The sequence below is a fragment of the Polaribacter sp. IC066 genome, from assembly GCF_007997085.1.
GTDB lineage: Bacteria > Bacteroidota > Bacteroidia > Flavobacteriales > Flavobacteriaceae > Polaribacter.
This window is the reverse complement of record NZ_VORR01000068.1, coordinates 1-19,900: the sequence shown is the minus strand read 5'-3', so window position 1 is coordinate 19,900 and position 19,900 is coordinate 1. Positions and strand designations below refer to the sequence as shown.

The following is a 19,900-nucleotide window of genomic DNA, read 5'->3' as shown; positions in this document are numbered from 1 at the left end:
AAATTCTATTTGAGTTTTGAGCAAATGAAGAAATCGAGATAAAAAGTAGTGAAAAAAAGATTTTATAGGTTTTCATAGGTGAATTTTAAATGTTCTCGATACATCACGCAAAAAAAGCGTGCCACTCAAACTGACAATTCTTAATAATTTTAAACTTTTTAGATTGCTACTTCGATACAATTATCTTTTAGTCGTTAAAATAATACTTCCTTTTTCAAGCTTCGCACTTTTAAAAATTCTATTTGAGTTTTGAGCAAATGAAGAAATCGAGATAAAAAGTAGTGAAAAAAAGATTTTATAGGTTTTCATAGGTGAATTTTAAATGTTCTCGATACATCACGCAAAAAAAGCGTGCCACTCAAACTGACAATTCTTAATAATTTTAAACTTTTTAGATTGCTACTTCGATACAATTATCTTTTAGTCGTTAAAATAATACTTCCTTTTTCAAGCTTCGCACTTTTAAAAATTCTCTTTGAGTTTTGAGCAAATGAAGAAACCGAAATAAAAAGTAGTGAAAAAAAGATTTTATAGGTTTTCATAGGTGAATTTTAAATGTTCTCGATACATCACGCAAAAAAAGCGTGCCACTCAAACTGACAATTCTTAATAATTTTAAACTTTTTAGATTGCTACTTCGATACAATTATCTTTTAGTCGTTAAAATAGTACTTCCTTTTCCAAGTGTCGCACTTTTAAAAATTCTATTTGAATTTTGAGCAAATGAAGAAACCGAGATAAAAAGTAGTGAAAAAAAGATTTTATAGGTTTTCATAGGTGAATTTTAAATGTTCTCGATACATCACGCAAAAAAAGCGTGCCACTCGAACTGACAATTCTTAATAATTTTAAACTTTTTAGATTGCTACTTCGATACAATGATCCTTTAGTCGTTAAAATAATACTTCCTTTTCCAAGTGTCGCACTTTTAAAAATTCTATTTGAATTTTGAGCAAATGAAGAAACCGAAATAAAAAGTAGTAAAAAAAATATTTTATAGGTTTTCATAGGTAACTTTTAAAGGTTCTCGATACATCACACAAAAAAAGCGTGACACTCGAACTGACAATTCTTAATAATTTTAAACTTTTTAGATTGCTACTTCGATACAATTATCTTTTAGTCGTTAAAATAATACTTCCTTTTTCAAGCTTCGCACTTTTAAAAATCCTCTTTGAGTTTTGAGCAAATGAAGAAATCGGGATAAAAAGTAGTAAAAAAAAGATTTTTTAGTTTTTCATAATTTATGTTTTCAGACCTCACAGGTTTTAAAAACCTGTGAGGTCTTTACGTTATCGAAACTACTTTCTCGTTGTTAAAATAATACTTCCTTTTTCTGATAATTCAATTTCATCTTCCCAAATAAATTCCTCACCAGAAATAATATTTTTTAAGGTTTTTCCTTGCAATCCAATTTCTGCGTATCGGGTTAAATCGATGGTTATCGGTTTGTCATTTTTATTGACAATATTTACAACAACCTCATCTTCTAAAATTCTAAACAAAAAATAAGTTCCGTTTAATGGCGCAAAATGAATTGTTTTTCCGTCATGAATTGCTGTTGATTTCTTACGATAATTCAATATTTTTTTTAGGTAAGATTGCATTTCAATTTGATCTGCTTTTAAACCTTTGCCCGAAAAAGCATTTATTGGGTCATTTTTCCATCCGCCAGGAAAATCAGTCCGAATTACGCCATGATCTCCAGGATTCTTAAAATCGTTCATTAAAATTTCTGTTCCGTAATAAATTTGCGGAATTCTTGGCAACATTAAATAGACAGATAACGCCATTTTGGTATTTGCTAAATCACCTTCAAATTGGGTGTAAATTCGACTCATATCGTGATTATCTCCAAAAATCATCAGGTCTTTAGGCGAAGCGTAATGAAAGTCATTTGCCAAACCCTCGTAAATTTTAATCAAACCAGTGTCCCAAGATTCTTGTTCTTTTAAAGCGCTAATTACATTTTGCTGCATTGCAAAATCCATCGTAGATTTTAAATTAGATTCGTAACCATCTCTATTATTTGCTCCTTTTTGCCAATACCCAATTAATAACGGATTATAACTCCATTCCTCGCCAACAATAGAAAAGTTGGGATATTCTTTCATAATTGCACCCGCCCAATTACTCATAAATTGTTTGTCTGGATACGGATAGGTGTCTTGTCTAACACCACTAAAACCGACTGTCTCTATCCACCAAATACTATTCTGAATAATATATTTTGCCATAAACGGATTCTTCTGATTTAAATCTGGCATTGTAGATACAAACCAACCTTCATTATTCCCTTTTGTATCAATTTTGGAAGCGTATACATCTTGATTTGTAGTTCTTCTGTGGTTTGAAGTGATTAGATCTCCGTCATTTTCAAAATTTTCTTGATAATTTACCCAATCATCAAAAGGCATATCTTTCATCCACCAGTGCTCTAAACCGCAATGATTTGCCACCTGATCCATGATTAATTTCATTCCTTTTTTCCCTAAATCATCTGCTAATGTTTTATAATCGTTTAAAGTTCCAAAACGCGGATCAACTTGATAATAATCGGTAATTGCGTACCCGTGATACGAACCCTTGGGCATATCATTTGTTAAAACAGGCGTTGGCCAAATAGCGGTAAAACCTAAATCAGAAATATAATCTACATGATTTATAATCCCTTGTAAATCTCCACCATGACGCTGGTAACCATCCGTTCTATCAATGGTAGTTTCGTTTAAGTTTTTCTTGATGTCGTTACGTTAATCTCCATTTGAAAAACGGTCTGGAGTTATCAAATAAATAGCGTCTGCACTATCAAAACCTACATAGGCATCCGCAGATTTTTCTCTTGATTTTAGTTCGTAGGTATGTGTTTTTTTGCTACCATCATTTGCTATGAAAGTGATGTCGAATTTCCCTGCTTTTGTCGTTTCATCAATCTTTAAATCGATAAATAAATAATTTTTGCTTTTTGCTTTGTGTACTTTTTCGATAGCAACACCTGCATAAGAAATACTAGGTTTTGAATTGCCTATGTTTTCTTCTTTCACCAACAATTGCAATGAAGTATCTTGAAAACCAATGAACCAATTTGGTGGCTCTACGCGTTCTAAAGATGAATTTGAAATTGTAGTTTCTACTTTAATTCCATCGGAAGATTTGTCTTCATTTGTACAAGAGATAAAAACTGTAATTAATAAAACTAGCACTATTTTTTTCATTTTTGGATTCTTTTTTGATGAATATAAATCGGTTAGTATTCGTTTGCAAGCAGTAATACAAAAGTATTAATGGTCTCTCATTATACTCGTTAAACCTCAAAGGTTTTAAAAACCTTTGAGGTTTGTATTCGCATAATTTTTTAAACAGTTACTGATGTATTAGGAAAAACTGTGATCAATTCTTTATTTACTAAAATATTCATTTCGTTTTTACCGTCAATTTCAAAATGAGTTTCTTTTTGATTAACGTGAATCGTCAGAACTTGCTTTCTAAAATTAACTTTAAATGAATAAGATGTCCATCCTTTCGGAATTTTTGGCGAAAAAGAAAGTGTATTATTCAACACTCTCATACCTCCAAAACCTTCTACAATACTCATCCAAGTTCCTGCCATAGAAGTAATATGCAACCCATCTTCTACTTCATGATTGTAATCGTCTAAATCTAAACGAGCCGCTCTTAAATAAAATTCGTACGCTTGTTCTGTTCTATTTAATTTTGCTGCTTGAATACTATGTACACAAGGAGAAAGTGAACTTTCATGTACTGTAAAGGGTTCGTAAAAATCGAAATGACGTTCTAATTCTTCTATTGAAAAATGCTCTTCAAACAGATAAAAACCCTGCAAAGTATCCGCTTGTTTTATATACGGAGAGCGTAAAATACGATCCCAACTCCATTTTTGATTTATCGGTCTTTGACTATTCTCTAAATTTGCAACTGAAATTAATTCTTTGTCTAAAAAACCATCTTGCTGTAAGAAAATATTATGCTTTTCTGAAAACGGAAAATACATATGTTCGGCAACTTTTTTCCAATCTTTTAACTCCTCATCAGAAAAATTCGTTTTTTCTTTAATCCGATTGTAATCAGAAACATGGTTTGTTTTTACAAGCTCAATATTTTTTAGAGCATACTCAATACACCATTTTGCGATGTAATTTGTATACCAATTATTGTTGATATTATTCTCATATTCATTAGGACCTGTTACGCCTAAAATCATGAATTTATCTTTATTTGATGAAAAAGTAGCTCTTTGCTGCCAAAAACGGGCAATTGCAATTAAAACCTCTAAACCTTTTTCGGGGATGTAAGAATAATCGTCTGTAAAACGATAGTAGTTAAAAATGGCAAAAGCAATAGCGCCATTTCTATGAATCTCTTCAAAGGTAATTTCCCACTCGTTATGGCATTCTTCGCCGTTCATCGTAACCATTGGGTACAATGCCGCGCCGTTTTTAAAACCAAGTTTTTCAGCATTTTCAATGGCTTTATCCAAATGATTGTATCTGTATTCTAGTAAAGTTCTTGCCACAGATTGATCTTTTGTAGCCATATAAAAAGGAATACAATACGCTTCTGTGTCCCAATACGTACTTCCGCCATATTTTTCTCCTGTAAAACCTTTTGGACCAATATTTAAAGAAGCATCTGTACCTAGATAGGTTTGATTTAATTGAAAAATATTAAAACGAATTCCTTGTTGTGCCCTTACATCGCCTTCTATGGTAATATCTGACATGCTCCAGATATGCGCCCAAGACTGTTTTTGCATTTCTAATAATGCATCAAAACCAAGATGTACCGCTTTGTCTAAAATTGCTGCTGCAGCAGTAACTAATTCCTCTTTTTTATGATTTCTATCCACCACATACCCACCAAATTTATGGATGGTAAATGTTTGATTTTCTTTAATATCCTGTTGATACCTGCAAGAGGAATCACTTGAAGTTTGTTCATTATTACAAGCTGTAGCTATGGCATGATCATTTATAAACAATCGAGATTCCATAAAAGTACAGGTGTAAAAGTGTGTTTTCATGGTTCTTGCTTCAATATAAGATTGCTGATTATTTTGAGACACGCTTAAAACGTCCCAAAATTGGTCATCCCAATTGGTATCTTCATTCGTAATTCCTGCATCTATATAGGGAATATAAGTAATTTTAGCATCTGCATTTAAAGGTGTTACCTCATACTTAATGGCACCAACTTCGTCTAATGCTAAACTTAAAAAACGTTTGGTATCAACTTTAATTTTGATTCCGTTTAGTAAAACAGCTTCAAAACTTCTAGACAACCAACCTTCTTGCATATTGAGTTCTCTTCTAAACTTTGAAACTTCTGTACAAGTATTTAAATCTAGTTTGTCATCATTTATTACAACATTAATCCCGATCCAATTTGGCGCGTTTAACACTTTTGCAAAATACTCTGGATATCCGTTTTTCCACCAGCCAACGCGAGTTTTATCAGGATAATAGACACCTGCAATATAATTTCCTTGAAATGTTTTGCCTGAATAATTTTCTTCAAAATTGGCACGTTGTCCCATGGCACCATTGCCAATACTAAATAAACTTTCTGAAGACTTTACTTTATCTGAATTAAAGCCTTCTTCTATGATAGACCATTCATTTGGTTTTATATAATCTTGATTCATTTTTACGTAAGATATTAGAACAAAGATGCTAGCGCACTTCGCTATTAGACTTCCTCTTGTTCTGTTATTTATTATGTTTCTTTGAGATATTAGAAAATAGATTTTAAATAGCTTAAAACCTAGACAAATAACGCTATAATACTCTATTACAAATATTTAAACAATCCTAATTTATCTATTTTATTTTCTCCTGTCTATTGTTTCTTGTTTCTTGACTCTAATCTCTGACTCTTCTACCCTTCAATCAACTCTTGTATAAAGTCGATACTAATTTCAGTAAAATCTGTAAAATTAAAGTGAGCTTCAGAAAGTACTTTTTCGTCTCCAATACCAATACTTATCATTTTTGCCGCATTTGCCGCTTTAATGCCAGCAACAGCGTCTTCAAAAACTACACAATCAGTTGCATTCACATCTAATTGCTGGGCTGCTAAAAGAAAAACTTCTGGATCTGGTTTTGCTTTGGTTACATTGTTACCATCTACAATGGCATCAAAATAATGTAATAATCCTACTTTTTCTAAAATGGGTCTTGCATTTTTACTTGCAGAACCTAAAGCAATTGGCACTTTATTTTCTTGTAAAAACTCTAATATTCTGGGCACATCTGGTAAGATTTCTGATGCATCCATATGTTCGATATACCTTAGATAATCTACATTTTTTTCAATCATCCAAGTATCAAATTGCTCTTGTGTTGCGTCTACTTTCCCCATTTCTAAAAGAATTTCTAAACAACGCTTTCTACTAACGCCTTTAAAAAGTTCATTTTGTTCTTTGGTAAATTCGAAACCTAATTCGTGTGCTAGCTTTTTCCAAGCTAAATAATGATATTTGGCAGTGTCTACGATAACTCCATCTAAATCGAATATAAATCCTTTTTTCATCTATTTTTTAATTTTCTTCTTGATAACTAATAGCGTTTTTATCGGTAATTAATAAGTTACATAAACCTGCAATAACCAAGCTAACTCCTGCAACTGTCATGGCATTAATTGCTTCTTCACCTAATAAATTAGATACATAATTGATGCCTCCTAAAGCTGCAATAATTTGCGGAACTACAATAAACATATTAAAGATTCCCATAATAACGCCCATTTTCTTCGGGTCTACAGAACTAGACAACATTGCATATGGCATTGATAAAATACTACCCCAAGCAAAGCCAATCAATACAAAACAATATTTTAAATTTTCTGGGGATGCATAACTCATTAATAAAAAACCAATTCCCCCTAAAATCAATGAAAATAAGTGTACATATTTTCTGTTGATGTTTCTTTTAGAAGTATAAAAAGTTAATAATAAGGCAAATGCCATTGATGACAAACCATAAATCCCCATAGCAGACCCCACTGAATTAGAAGATTCTTGAAACTTTGTATTCGCTACATTAAATGCTTCTGCTTGTGCAGAATCTGCCATATTAAAGGCTGCTTCTACCGGAGCTGGTGTATGAAAAATATGCTCTGTTAAAGCGGGGTTTGCCATAGACCACATGGTAAAAAATGCAAACCATGAAAAAAACTGAATTACACCCAATTTTTTCATGGTCATTGGCATACTTCCAATATTATTTAAAATATCTGGAATAAAGTTATTCTTTTTAGCCTTTTCAAGTTCAAACTCTTCCATGTCTTCTGGTGGATATTCTTCTGTTTTAAAGACCGTGTAAAGAATACTCAATAGAAACACAATAGCGCCAATTGCAAAAGCAACTTTTACAGACATTGGCACTACACCAGACGCAGCTTCATTACTAACCCCTAATTGAGAAACCATCCAAGGCAAATTACTAGCAATCCATGTTCCGATACCTATAATTAAGGTTTGAACAACAAAACCATAAGATCTTTGAGATTGTGGTAATTTATCTGCAACTAAAGCCCTAAACGGCTCCATAGAAATATTAATAGACGCATCTAAAATCCAAAGAAAACCAGCGGCTACCCATAAAGCGGGTGAATGCGGCACAAAAAATAAGGCAATTGAACTTAAGATAGCGCCTACTAAAAAGTAAGGTCTTCTTCTACCCCATTTTACACTCCAAGTTCGATCGCTCATATAACCAATTATAGGTTGTACAAGCAAACCGGTTAATGGTGCTGCAATCCACAGTAACGGAATTTCTTCCTTACCTGCTCCTAAAGTTTGAAAAATTCTTGACATAAATCCACCTTGAAGGGCGAATCCAAATTGTATCCCTAGAAATCCGAAACTCATGTTCCAAATTTGCCAGAAGCTTAACGTACGCTTTTCCATTATCAAATATTATTAATGCCTATACGATAAGTGTATTAGACTTATCTTTAATTATAAATTGTGGAATATAATTTATTGATAAATCCTAATATGTGAACAAAGGTATGTTATTTTTATAGTATTGATAAAAATTGATTAAATAATTTACGACGACGGTTTCGTAGAAATTAGTAGATACAAAAAAACTTACGACGACGGTTTCGTTGATTCTCTTAATTTTAAATCGCTTGAAATTACGATTTTTTTAGGGCTATAAATTTCCGCATCTTTTTCAATTCTTTCTATTAAAACCTCTACTGCTTGCTTACCCATTGTAAAACCGTGCTGTGCTATTGTTGTGATAGAAGGTGATGAATATTCAGAAATTAAACCGTCTGTAAAACCAATAATAGAGATCTCTTCAGGGATGCTTAAACCTTTCTCTTTGGCTATTCTCATTGAGTTTGCTGCATAAATTTCGTTTACTGCAAAAACACCATCAATAGCTTCTTCGAAAACTTTTTCTATCTGTTTCTTAATATCTTGATTTTCATCAATTTCAACAATTAGTTTTTCATCCGTTTTAATATAGGATTCAATCAACGCTTTCTCATACCCTTGTCTTCTTAAAGCACCTACACTTACGTGGTTTGGTGTGGTAATTAAAGCTATTTTTTTTCTTCCATTCTCTAGCAAATGTCGCGTAGCCTTGTAACCCGCGCCAACATCATCTACAACTACTTTATCACATAAAATTTCATCGACAACTCTATCAAATAAAACCAACGGAATTTCTTCTGCAACTAAATCTGTAAAATGCTTAAAGTCTTTATTCTTAAGCGTTTCATTAGCGATAGAAACAATTAAACCGTCTACACTACCGTTGGATAAAACCTTTAAAGTTTCTACTTCCTTTTTGTAAGATTCATTCGAGAAACAGACCATAATATTGTACCCTTTTTCATTTGCACCCTCTTCGATACCCATAATTACCGTAGAGAAGAAATGATGTACTATTTTAGGTAAAATAACACCGATTACTTTTGTTTTTTGATTGCGAAGTTGTAATGCTAAATTGTTCGGCTTATAATTGTAAAAATCGGCATACGCTTGTATTTTCTTTTTCGTTTCGGTACTAATTTCATGGCTGTCTTTCAGCGCTTTTGAAACCGTAGAGGTAGAAACTCCTAATTCTTTCGCTATTGTTTTAATGGTAATTTTTTGCTTCATTTTTTACGGAATAACAAATTTAAGAGTACTATTTAACTAAATAATTGATTTTTAAACAAACAAAGTTGTTAACACGAAACCGATTTCGTGACTTTTGTCATGTGACAATTGAATGATTAGTTTCTATCTTTACTAGGTGGAATGTAAACTTATTGTAAAATCAAAATCAAATTTACAGTTATTATTTAACAAATTATACATGAAAAAATTTAAATTATTATTAATTGGAATTCTTTTGTCCTCGTCATTTACAATGTTTGCGCAGCAGACAGTAAAGGGGGTTGTAAAAGAAAAATCATCGGGGCAGTTTTTGCCTGGAGTGAGCATTGTTATTAAGGGTACTACGAAAGGTACTCAAACAGATTTTGATGGAAATTTTATATTTGAAAAAGTAAAAACAGGCGATACACTAGTTTTTAGATACCTAGGGTATGCAGACAAAGAAGTCTTAATCACGAACAACTTTAACTTAACTGTTGAACTAAAAGAATCTGCAGAACAATTGCAAGAAATTGTGGTAGTTGGTTATGGTACTACAACGGTAAAAGATGCTACAGGTTCTGTAGAAGCTATTACTGCAAAAGATTTTACAAAGGGTAATATTGTAACTCCAGAAAACTTATTAAGCGGTCGTGTTGCTGGGGTAAACATTACAACAAGTGGTGCTCCTGGTTCTGGTTCTCAAATTAGAATTCGTGGCGGATCTTCGCTAAACGCATCAAACGATCCTTTAATCGTTATCGATGGTTTACCATTATCTGGCATTAACTTATCAAGTATCAACCCTAATGATATTGAGTCTTTTTCTATATTAAAAGATGCTTCTGCAACCGCTATTTATGGTTCTAGAGGTGCAAATGGGGTTATTATTATTTCTACTAAAAAAGGTAGAAGTGAATATAATTTAGATTACGATTATCAAATTGGTTTTGGAGAAATTAGAGACCGAATTAATGTATTTGATGGTGATGGTTTTAGAAATTTAATTGCAGCACAAAGACCTGGAGATGTTGGAATGTTAGGAAATGCAAATACGAATTGGCAAAATGAAGTTTTTCAAAAATCGGTTTCTACACAACATAATATAAGTGCTAGAGGTCAAATTTTTGGAGTAATTCCGACCAGACTTTCTGTAAATTTTTCTGAAATTGAAGGCAACATTTTAACCTCGCAATTTGATAGAGCAAATGTCTCGTTATCGATGAATCCATCATTTTTTGATGATCATTTAAAAATAGGCTTAAATTATAACAGAGCTTTTATAAATAGTAGATCTGCCGATGCTGGGCAAGTAAACGCTGCTTTGCGCTACGATCCTACACAGCCTGTGTACGATGCAACTTCTCCTTTTGGAGGGTTTTACCAACATTTAACCAACACCGCCGATGGTATTTTGGTTGATAATGGCACTAGAAACCCAGTTGCTGCTTTATTACAAACAAATAATAATGCAAACACATTTAGACAATTTGGTAATTTAAAAATAGATTATAAATTGCATTTCTTACCAGAGGTAACTGCTACTGTTTCTGTCGGTTTTGATAAATCTAAAGAAAAAGGCACCTTTTTTAATCCACTAACAAGCCCTGCAAGCTATAATGATTTATTTGTAGGCGGCGAGGGTAGCTTTCTAAACGAATACAATAACGAAAATTTAGATGCTTATTTAAACTACACCAATACATTTGATAAATTTAAAACAGATGCAATGGTTGGCTACAACTACCAATCCTTTGATGGTTCAGGAAATAGTACAGGTAATTTAAGAAACCCAAATGATACTGGTTTTACTTCTTATGCAAATACTCCTGTGGTTTTAATCGGTTTTATTGGTAGAGTTAATTTAACCTATAATGAAAAGTATTTATTAACCTTAAACTATAGAAGAGACGGAACATCACGATTTGGTCCAAATAATAGGTGGGGTAACTTTGGTGGCGCATCGTTAGCTTGGAGAGTGAGCGATGAAGACTTTTTAAAAGACAGCAACGTAATTTCTGAATTAAAATTACGTGCTAGTTATGGTTTAAATGGACAACAAGAAGGAATTGCTGGAGATTTATATTTAGATAGATACCGTTTTGGAAACCAAGGTTCAAATTATATTTTTGGAGGAGTGCCCATACAATCAACCATCCCTTCTGAAAGAAGTAGTTTAAGATGGGAAAATGCAGCAACAGTAGAAATAGGAATTGATTACGGCTTGTTTGATAATAAATTGACAGGGTCTATAAATGCTTTTCAAAAAAATTCTACAAACTTAATATCAGACGCTCCTGTAGCAGACGGTTCTAACTTTACAAACAGAGTTTTACAAAACATTGGAGATTTACAAGTAAATGGTCTTGAGTTTTCTATAAACGCAGATGTTATTAAAACAGAAGACTTTAACTGGAATTTTAATTTTAATGCAACCTATTTAGATAGAGAAATTAAAGAATTAGCACTAAACCAAGATATTACAGTAGGTGGTATTGCTGGAGGTACAGGAAACTTTATTCAACTTTTTAGAGAAGGTTTTGCACCAAATTCGTTTTATGTCTTTAAACAATTATACGATACAACAGGTGCCCCAATTGAAGGTGCTTATGTAGATTTAAATGGAGACGGAATTTTAAATCAACAAGATAGGTATTTAAAAGAAGATCCTCAAGCTAACGTAACCTTTGGTTTTCAATCAAGCTTTAATTACAAGAACTTTGATTTAGCTTTTAACTTAAGAGCTAGTTTAGGAAACTACGTATACAATAACGTAAATTCTAGTTTGGCACAATATGACTTATTACAAGACAACGCCGTTTTAGGAAATTTACCAACATCGGTATTAAACACTAATTTTAATAGTACTTCAGATGTTATAATTTCTGATATTTACCTTGAAAATGCTTCATTTTTAAGAATGGATAATGTAACAGTAGGATATACTTTTGATAGACCTATTAAAAAATTTGCATCGAACAGTATTCGTTTATGGGCCGGTATGCAAAATGTGTTTACACTTACAAACTATTCTGGTTTAGATCCAGAATTAGCGGGTAATGGTATCGATAATACAAATTACCCAAGACCAAGAACACTCTTGATTGGCGCAAACATTAAATTTTAATAACTAAAGAAATTATAATGAAAAAAATATTTAAAATAAATAAAATAGCAGTCCTATTATTGGTCATGGTTGTTGCGCTATCTTCTTGTACAAAAGATTTAGACATCACACCACAAGATGATCAAGACTTATTAGGTGTAGATTTTTTTGCAAAAGAAACTGCATACAAAGAACTATTAGCGGGTGTTTATGCAAACTTATCTTTAACAGGTGTAGATGGCGAAGGATCTTCTAATATTGATGGTTTAGATGCTGGAACAAGTCAGTTTGGTAGAGTTTTATTGTATTTGCAAACCTTGTCTGCAGATCAAATGATTTGGTCTTATGAAAATGACCCCGGAACTCGTGAAATACAACGTAATATATGGAATGCAGATGATCCTGTTATTTACGGAATGTTTGGTAGAACGCATGTGACAATTGCTTTTGCAAACAACTTTTTAAGAGAAACTACGGATGTAAAATTAGCAGAAAGAAATGTTTCTGATGCTACGAAAACAGAAATCGTAAAATATAGAGCAGAAGCAAGATTGTTAAGAGCAATGTCTTATTATTATATGATGGATTTGTTTGGACAAGCAAACTTTTCTACAGAAAATGATGCTATTAATGCGCAACCTTTAGCGTATAACAGACAACAATTGTTTGATTTTATTGAGAGCGAATTAATTGCAATTGAAGCTAATTTAGCAGACCCAATGTCTGTAGAACATGGCAGAGCAAGTAAAGGTGTTGCTTGGATGATTTTATCAAAAATTTATTTAAATGCAGAAGTCTATATTGGGCAACCGAAATATACAGAGTGTTTAGAGTACACAAAGAAAATTATTGCAGGCGGTTACTCTTTAGCAACCGATTATAAACACAACTTTATGGCAGACAACAATGTAAATTCTGCTGTGAATGAAATTATCTTTCCAATAATTTCAGACGGATTTTATACCAAGAATTTTGGACCAACAACCGTTATGATTAATGGTTCTGTAGGTAGTATAGAAACCAACGGTGCTGCGTTAGGAGTTAGTGCAGGTGGCTGGGGAGGCGCTTTGCGTTTAAGAAAAGAGTTTGTACAACTTTTTGACGCTAGTATTTTTAATAATGATACAAGAAATACAATTATTTCTGCTGGCAGAAGTAGAGAAATAACAGACATTTCTAATCAAGACCAAGGTTATATTTTAGAAAAATATTCGAATGCAACATCTACAGGAGGCTTCGGTGTAGATCTTACTTTGGTAGATACCGATTTTCCGTTATTTAGATTAGCAGATGTGTATTTAATGTATGCAGAAGCACATTTAAGAGGTGGTTCTGGTGCAAATCCTGCAGATCTTACTTCTTATATAAACGCGTTAAGAACTAGAGCAAATAATCCGCAGAACAACTTATCTATTGCAGACGTTACTTTAGATTTTATTATCGATGAAAGAGCAAGAGAATTACATTGGGAAGCCCATAGAAGACAAGACTTAATACGTTTTGGCAGGTTCACAGGCGGTTCTTATAACTGGGCTTGGAAAGGAAACGGAACAAACGGAATTGCGTTATCAAGCAACCTAAAGTTATATCCAATTCCGGCAGCAAGTTTAGCTTCTAATCCAAATTTAACTCAAAATGAAGGTTATTAATTTAAAAAATAAATTACAAATGATGAAAAATATAAATAGATTTTCAGCAATTGCATTCATTGGGATATTCATACTTCTGTTCAATTCTTGTGATGACAGTTCTGAATTATTTACCATAGAAACACCTACTGCAACAACTTTAGCAGCAGTAGGTTTTACAGATTTAGAATTAGATGCAGTCAATACAAATAACCCTGCAATTACTTTAAATTGGGGCGAAGCAGATTATGCACAACAAACATCTATAAATTATGCAGTTCAATTTTCTAAAGATGATGCATTCACAGAACCTGTGGTTGCAGCAACTGTAACAGGCAGAACCACGATTACATTATCGGTAAGTGAACTAAATGCGGCGGCTGGTAATGCTGGTTTAAATCCTTTTCAATGGGAAACTCTTTATGCTAGAGTAGTTTCTTCTTTAGGGACTAAAAGTAAAGTTGAAGCAGCTTCAAATACATTAATGTTTAATGTATATCCTTACTTTAATTATGTTTTTGATGATTACTTTTTAGTAGGAAATGGCGTAGCACCTGGTTGGGATAATAACAGTGTAAACCAAAACCCTCCTTTATTTAGAGATGGTTCTGATGAAAACGTTTATTATTACACAGGCTTAATTACAAATGATTCTGGTGCCTATGACGAAGGAAGATTTAAAATTTTAGAATCTACAGGAATGTGGCAACCACAATGGGGGGAATCAAGAGATGAGGGTAGTGATGATCCTAGCCAAAGTGGAGATGTAGCCGGAAATCCAGGAACGCAGTCTGGTGACCCAGGGAGGTTTGGTGTTACTACTACTGGTTATTATTCGTTTATGATCAATTTTGCAACCAATAAATATACGTTAGTTCCTTTTGATGAAACGGGTACTATAAGTCCTAATTCCCTTACAATTCAAGGTTCTAGTACTGCAAATATAACCATGAATCCTTTGGCTTTTGATGGTCATTTATGGTTTGCTAAAAATATAAGGTTAATTCCTGGAGACATAAAATTTGTAACAGATGCTGGTGCAAATTGGGGAAGTTCTTCTTCCTTTTCTGGAGTAGCAACTGAAGGTGGTGATGCAATTCCTGTAATTGTTGAAGATGACTACGATGTGTGGTTTAATGATTTAACGGGGCAGTATATTTTAATTCCATTAAACTTATAATATCAATTTAATTTTAAAAAGATAAAAAATGAAAATTTATTTTAAAAAATTAAGCTACTTACTTTTATCACTTACCTTATTATTAGGTGCTTGTGATGCCGAAGAGAGCTTAACCATAACAAGTCCAGAACCTGAATTTGTTTTAAATACGCCTGGTATTAGCACTATATTTTTAAATTTTGAAGTACCAAATAATCCCGCTTTTACCATTAACTGGGTAGATGAAATTAATGCTCCTGCAACGTACAGTGTAGAAATGGCTACAGATGCAGAATTTACAACTGCTATTCCATTGGGGTCTACAGAGAAGAACAATTTTTCGATGACGGTATCAGAATTTAATCAAACTTTAGACAATGCAGGTGTAAAGTCATTTACAGAAACTGCCGTTTATATGCGAGTATCTGCAGGTGCTGCACTTTCTAATGTAGTATTATTTCAGGTATCTAAATTTGCAGTGCAAGTGCCCGTTATTACAGGTCCTGATTCTGGTGAATCCTTTGTACTTTCTGACGTAGATCCAGAATTAGTGATTGCAACTGTAACCTGGGAAGATCCAGAAATTACAACGACCTCAACGGTTGATGTTACCTATCAATTAGAAGTTTCAGAAGCAGGTACAAATTTTGTAGATGTATTTTCTTTAGGAGAAACAGCAGAAAATTCAATATCCTTATCGCATGGCGAACTAAATACGTTTGTTTTAGAAAACGGAGGTGTTGCCGGAACAGCAATTAATTTCGATTTTAGAATTAAAGCGATTGCAAAAACTGCGGCCGGAGATTTATTTAGATCATCAGAAGGTATTACACTTTCTATTACTCCATATGATGTTGCCTTACCTCCTACTCTTTTTGTTGTTGGTGCTGGTGCTGTTGATGCAGGTTGGGGATGGGATTCTCCTGTTGAGTTAGTCTTACAAGGCAAAATATATTCTGGTAATATTAATTTATCGCCAGATAACGGTGGAAACTTTAGACTTTTTACAGATAAAACTTTAACATGGGGTTCTCCTAGTTATAACTTTACCTATTATGAAGAAAGAGGCTACACCATTGATAGCAACTTTGTAAATGCAAATGATGGCGATTTTAACTTTCAGTTTATAGGAGCTGCGGGTGCCTTTTTTATGGAAATTGATACTCAAAATGAAACCATTACTTTAAGCCCTGCAATTGTAGGACCAAATTGTAACTTCGACCAACTTTGGGTTGTTGGTGGTGGTGCTGTAGATGCTGGCTGGGGATGGAGTTCTCCCGTAGAAATTGCATGTACAGGAACAGGCGTTTATCAAGGAAATATCAACTTAACAAATGATGCTTTTCGGTTTTTCTCTGACAGATCATTAGAATGGGGTTCACCTAGTTTTAATTACCCATATTATGCAGATGCAGGGTATACCATCGATGCTAATTTTGAAGATGCTTTAGATGGCGATAATAACTTTAAATTTAACGGTACTCCTGGCATTTATTTTTTAAGTATTGATGATGTAAATAAAACAATTACACTAGGTCCCGAACAATCTCAATGTGAACTTGACCAACTTTGGTTAGTTGGCGCTGGTGTTCCTGATGCCGGTTGGGGTTGGGGTTCTCCTGTTGCATTGCCTTGCACCGGAGCAGGAATCTATTCTGGTCAAGTAACTTTTGCAAATGACGCTTTTAGATTTTTTACTGATAGAACTTTAGAATGGGCTTCTCCAGGTTATAACTTTCCTTATTTTGTAAACGAAGGCTATGCAATAGATGCTAATTTTGAAGACGCTTTAGACGGTGATAATAATATGAAGTTTATTGGTACTTCAGGAACTTATACCTTAACAATAGATTCAGCTAACAAAACAATTACTATCAATTAAATTATACAAATCAAAAGGCTATGTTTTGAAAACATAGCCTTTTAATATCCTTAAAGTACATGAAAAAAAAATTACTTATTTTGATGCTATTCATAATAGCATCGGTAGAAATTAGCGCTCAAGTTTCTTTTAACGTGAACGCGATAGAAGTTGATGAACCCGTTACAATTACGGTAGCTATTAATACAGCACAAAATAGCTGTAATGGCTTATCTAATCCTGCAAAAGTATATATGCATGCTGGTATTGGAGATAAATCAAACGCCTTTGGATTTAATGTTATTGGAAACTGGGGTTTAGATGATGGTGTTGGTGAAATGACGCTAAATGCTAATGGCACTTACAGCATTACAATTACACCTCAAACTTATTTCGATTTAACAGCCGCTCAAATTAATACGGCCGCCAGGATTGGTATGGTGTTTAGAAATGCCGATGGAACTCAAGAATTAAAATTAAATCAAAATGGTGCTTGTGGTGATTTTATTTTTCCTATTGGCGCTGTTCAAGTAAAATTAACGCAACCAACTAGCAATTTAGTGGTGGTAAATTCTGGCGATAATTTAACAGTAAGAGCTGTAATAGATTATCAAGGAAGTACAACAATTAGAGGTACAATTGAAGTTTTTTATAATAATACTTCTATTGCAACAAGCACTTGCGGAACGCCTGCTTGTGTAGCAACCATTACAAATATTACAGAAAGTGGCGAAGTTAGAATCGTGGGAACACCCCCTAATGGTGTTACAGAAACCAACGAAGCTAAATTTAATGTAATTGTTGTACCAACCGTTGTAACCGAAACAATGCCTGCTGAAATGCAAGATGGTATCAATTATATAGCAAACGATTTTACAAAAGCAGTTTTAGTTTTAGCTGCTCCTGGTAAAGATTTTGTGCAAGTAGCAGGTAGTTTTAATAACTATATGCCTACCGAAGCGCATACCATGAAAAAAGATCCGAGTTCTGATAAATTTTGGTTAGAAATTTCTTCTTTAACAGCAAACAAAATAGAAACGTATCAATATTGGGTTTTTGATCAATCGCCAGCAACCAACTCACCTAATTTGGTAAAAACGGCAGATCCCTTTTCTACCTTGGTTTTATCTCCTTTTGATGACCCTGGCATTCCTGAAACTACGTATCCAAATATGCCAACCTATCCAGAAGGGCAAGAAAGAGAGGTTACTGTTTTACAAACAGGACAAACTACTTATAACTGGATGGTTACGAACTTCGAGAAACCTAAAAAAGAAGATTTAATAGTGTATGAAGTTTTAATTAGAGATTTTGATGCCAATAGAAACTATCAGGATTTAATTGATAAGATTGATTATTTTAAAAACTTAAACATCAATGCAATTCATTTAATGCCAGTTATGGAGTTTGAAGGCAATGAAAGCTGGGGCTACAACACGTCATTTCATATGGCTTTAGATAAGTTTTATGGCACAGAAGATAAGTTAAAAGAATTTATAGATACCTGTCATCAAAATGGGATTGCTGTAATTTTAGACGTTGTTTTAAATCACGCTTTTGGCAGAAATCCGCTCGTTAGAATGTGGATGAATGATCCTGATAATGATGGTTGGGGTGGTGATAGCAATAACAGTTCTGCACCAATAATAAGTAATGATAGTCCTTATTTTAACATTTCTGCAAGACATTCTTACAATGTAGGTGAAGATTTAAACCATCAAAATTCTTTAACGCAAGAGTATACAAGAAGAGTACTAAAACATTGGATTGAAGATTTTAAAATAGATGGTTTTAGATGGGATTTAACGAAAGGATTTACTCAAAATTGTTCTGGTGGCGATGAGGGTTGTACAAATAGCTATCAGCAAGATAGAGTTGATCTTTTAAAACAATACGCAGATTATTCTTGGTCTTTAGATACGGATCATTATGTGATTTTCGAACATTTAGGAAGCGATAACGAAGAGCAGCAATGGGCTAATCATAGAGAAAATGAAGGCAAAGGCATTATGATGTGGGGTAAAATGACCGATGAATATAACGAGCTTACCATGGCAAATTCTGGAAATAAAAACTTTAACAGAATGGGGCATAAGAGTAGAGGTTTTGCAAAACCAAGATTAATGGGCTATGCAGAAAGTCATGATGAAGAGCGCTTAATGTACAAAAACATCGCTTTTGGTAACAACTCAAGGGCTTCGCATAATGTGAGAGATTTAAACACCGCATTGTCTAGAATGTCTGCTTTAGGTGCCGTAACCTTAACAATTCCTGGACCAAAAATGATTTGGCATTTTGGAGATTTAGGAATGGATACCTCCATTTTTACTTGTGCCTCTGATGGCAGTTATGACAATGATGGCTGTAAGTTAGATACAAAAGCGCAACCACAGTGGGCGAATAATTGGTTAACAACTGCAAACAGAAAAAAGATTTATAATGATTGGTCTAGAATTAATGCTTTAAAAATAAATGAAGCTGTTTTTGAAGGTGATTACAACATATCATCTGGTTCTTTAACACCAAGAATTGATATTTTTAACACAAGCATTCCAGAAACTGAATTAAGAAATGTAATTGTTTTAGCAAACTTTGATGTGGTTGCACAAACTGTAAATACCAATTTCCCTATTGAGGGTGCTTGGGTAGATTTAATGGATGCAAGCAATAGTACAACCTATTCTGCTAACACTATAACCTTGCAGCCTGGAGAATTTAAAATATTCGGAAATCAGTCTGCAACGCTTTCTACAGATGCTGTTGCTTTGATTAGAGATATTTTAAAAGTATATCCAAACCCTACCTCATCTGCTTTTTCTTTATCAAAAGATGTGTTAGCGGTTAGTGTTTACGATGTAACAGGGAAGCAGGTAAAAGAGTTTACTAAAAACATAATAAAAAACAGTAACTATTCAGCCATTTCCGGTAGGAACGGATTTTTGCTAAAAGCAAGCTGAATATTTTCTAGTACTTTTTGTTTATTTTTTTTGAGCGTTGTAATATATCCTCTAATTCTAGCAAAATATTGTGC

General features: G+C 33.4%; 11 protein-coding genes. 5 read left to right on the top strand and 6 right to left on the bottom strand.

The features are described from left to right. Positions 1-1,301: 1,301 nt before the first annotated feature. The 6 genes from ES044_RS16610 to ES044_RS16590 all read right to left on the bottom strand — a co-directional run bounded on the left by ES044_RS16610 (position 1,302) and on the right by ES044_RS16590 (position 9,136). Positions 1,302-2,717 carry an alpha-amylase family glycosyl hydrolase gene (locus ES044_RS16610; protein ID WP_317132309.1) on the bottom strand — a complete coding sequence of 472 codons (1,416 nt, stop codon included), beginning with the start codon at positions 2,715-2,717 and terminating at the stop codon, positions 1,302-1,304. A gap of 36 nt (positions 2,718-2,753) precedes the next feature. Further along, positions 2,754-3,215 (bottom strand): cyclomaltodextrinase N-terminal domain-containing protein, encoded by a 462-nt coding sequence (locus tag ES044_RS19400; RefSeq protein WP_317131233.1) that lies wholly within the window; start codon positions 3,213-3,215, stop codon positions 2,754-2,756. 140 nt (positions 3,216-3,355) lie between these two features. Continuing rightward, positions 3,356-5,662 (bottom strand): glycoside hydrolase family 65 protein, encoded by a 2,307-nt coding sequence (locus tag ES044_RS16605; protein ID WP_147120370.1) that lies wholly within the window; start codon positions 5,660-5,662, stop codon positions 3,356-3,358. Positions 5,663-5,895: 233 nt separating this feature from the next. Then, positions 5,896-6,549: a beta-phosphoglucomutase gene (gene pgmB / locus ES044_RS16600; RefSeq protein ID WP_147120371.1), complete on the bottom strand. Its 654-nt coding sequence runs from the start codon at positions 6,547-6,549 to the stop codon at positions 5,896-5,898. Between the two features lie 7 nt (positions 6,550-6,556). Then, positions 6,557-7,927 (bottom strand): MFS transporter, encoded by a 1,371-nt coding sequence (locus tag ES044_RS16595; RefSeq protein ID WP_147120372.1) that lies wholly within the window; start codon positions 7,925-7,927, stop codon positions 6,557-6,559. 186 nt (positions 7,928-8,113) lie between these two features. Then, a complete protein-coding gene (locus ES044_RS16590; RefSeq protein WP_147120373.1) occupies positions 8,114-9,136 on the bottom strand; it encodes a LacI family DNA-binding transcriptional regulator in 1,023 nt (340 codons plus the stop codon). A 199-nt stretch (positions 9,137-9,335) separates the two neighbouring features. On the opposite strand from ES044_RS16590, the gene ES044_RS16585 reads away from it, so the two are divergent. Genes ES044_RS16585 through ES044_RS16565 form a run of 5 tightly spaced genes read left to right on the top strand, consistent with a single transcriptional unit; the run spans position 9,336 to position 19,826 of the window. Beyond that, positions 9,336-12,242 (top strand): SusC/RagA family TonB-linked outer membrane protein, encoded by a 2,907-nt coding sequence (locus ES044_RS16585; RefSeq protein ID WP_147120374.1) that lies wholly within the window; start codon positions 9,336-9,338, stop codon positions 12,240-12,242. Between the two features lie 17 nt (positions 12,243-12,259). Continuing rightward, positions 12,260-13,870 (top strand): RagB/SusD family nutrient uptake outer membrane protein, encoded by a 1,611-nt coding sequence (locus ES044_RS16580; protein WP_147120375.1) that lies wholly within the window; start codon positions 12,260-12,262, stop codon positions 13,868-13,870. A 19-nt stretch (positions 13,871-13,889) separates the two neighbouring features. Next, a complete protein-coding gene (locus ES044_RS16575; protein ID WP_223269251.1) occupies positions 13,890-15,029 on the top strand; it encodes a SusE domain-containing protein in 1,140 nt (379 codons plus the stop codon). Positions 15,030-15,057: 28 nt separating this feature from the next. After that, on the top strand, positions 15,058-16,890 hold the full coding sequence (locus tag ES044_RS16570; RefSeq protein WP_147120377.1) for a SusE domain-containing protein: 1,833 nt from the start codon (positions 15,058-15,060) through the stop codon (positions 16,888-16,890). Positions 16,891-16,949: 59 nt separating this feature from the next. Next, positions 16,950-19,826 carry an alpha-amylase family glycosyl hydrolase gene (locus tag ES044_RS16565; RefSeq protein WP_147120378.1) on the top strand — a complete coding sequence of 959 codons (2,877 nt, stop codon included), beginning with the start codon at positions 16,950-16,952 and terminating at the stop codon, positions 19,824-19,826. Positions 19,827-19,900 lie beyond the last annotated feature (74 nt).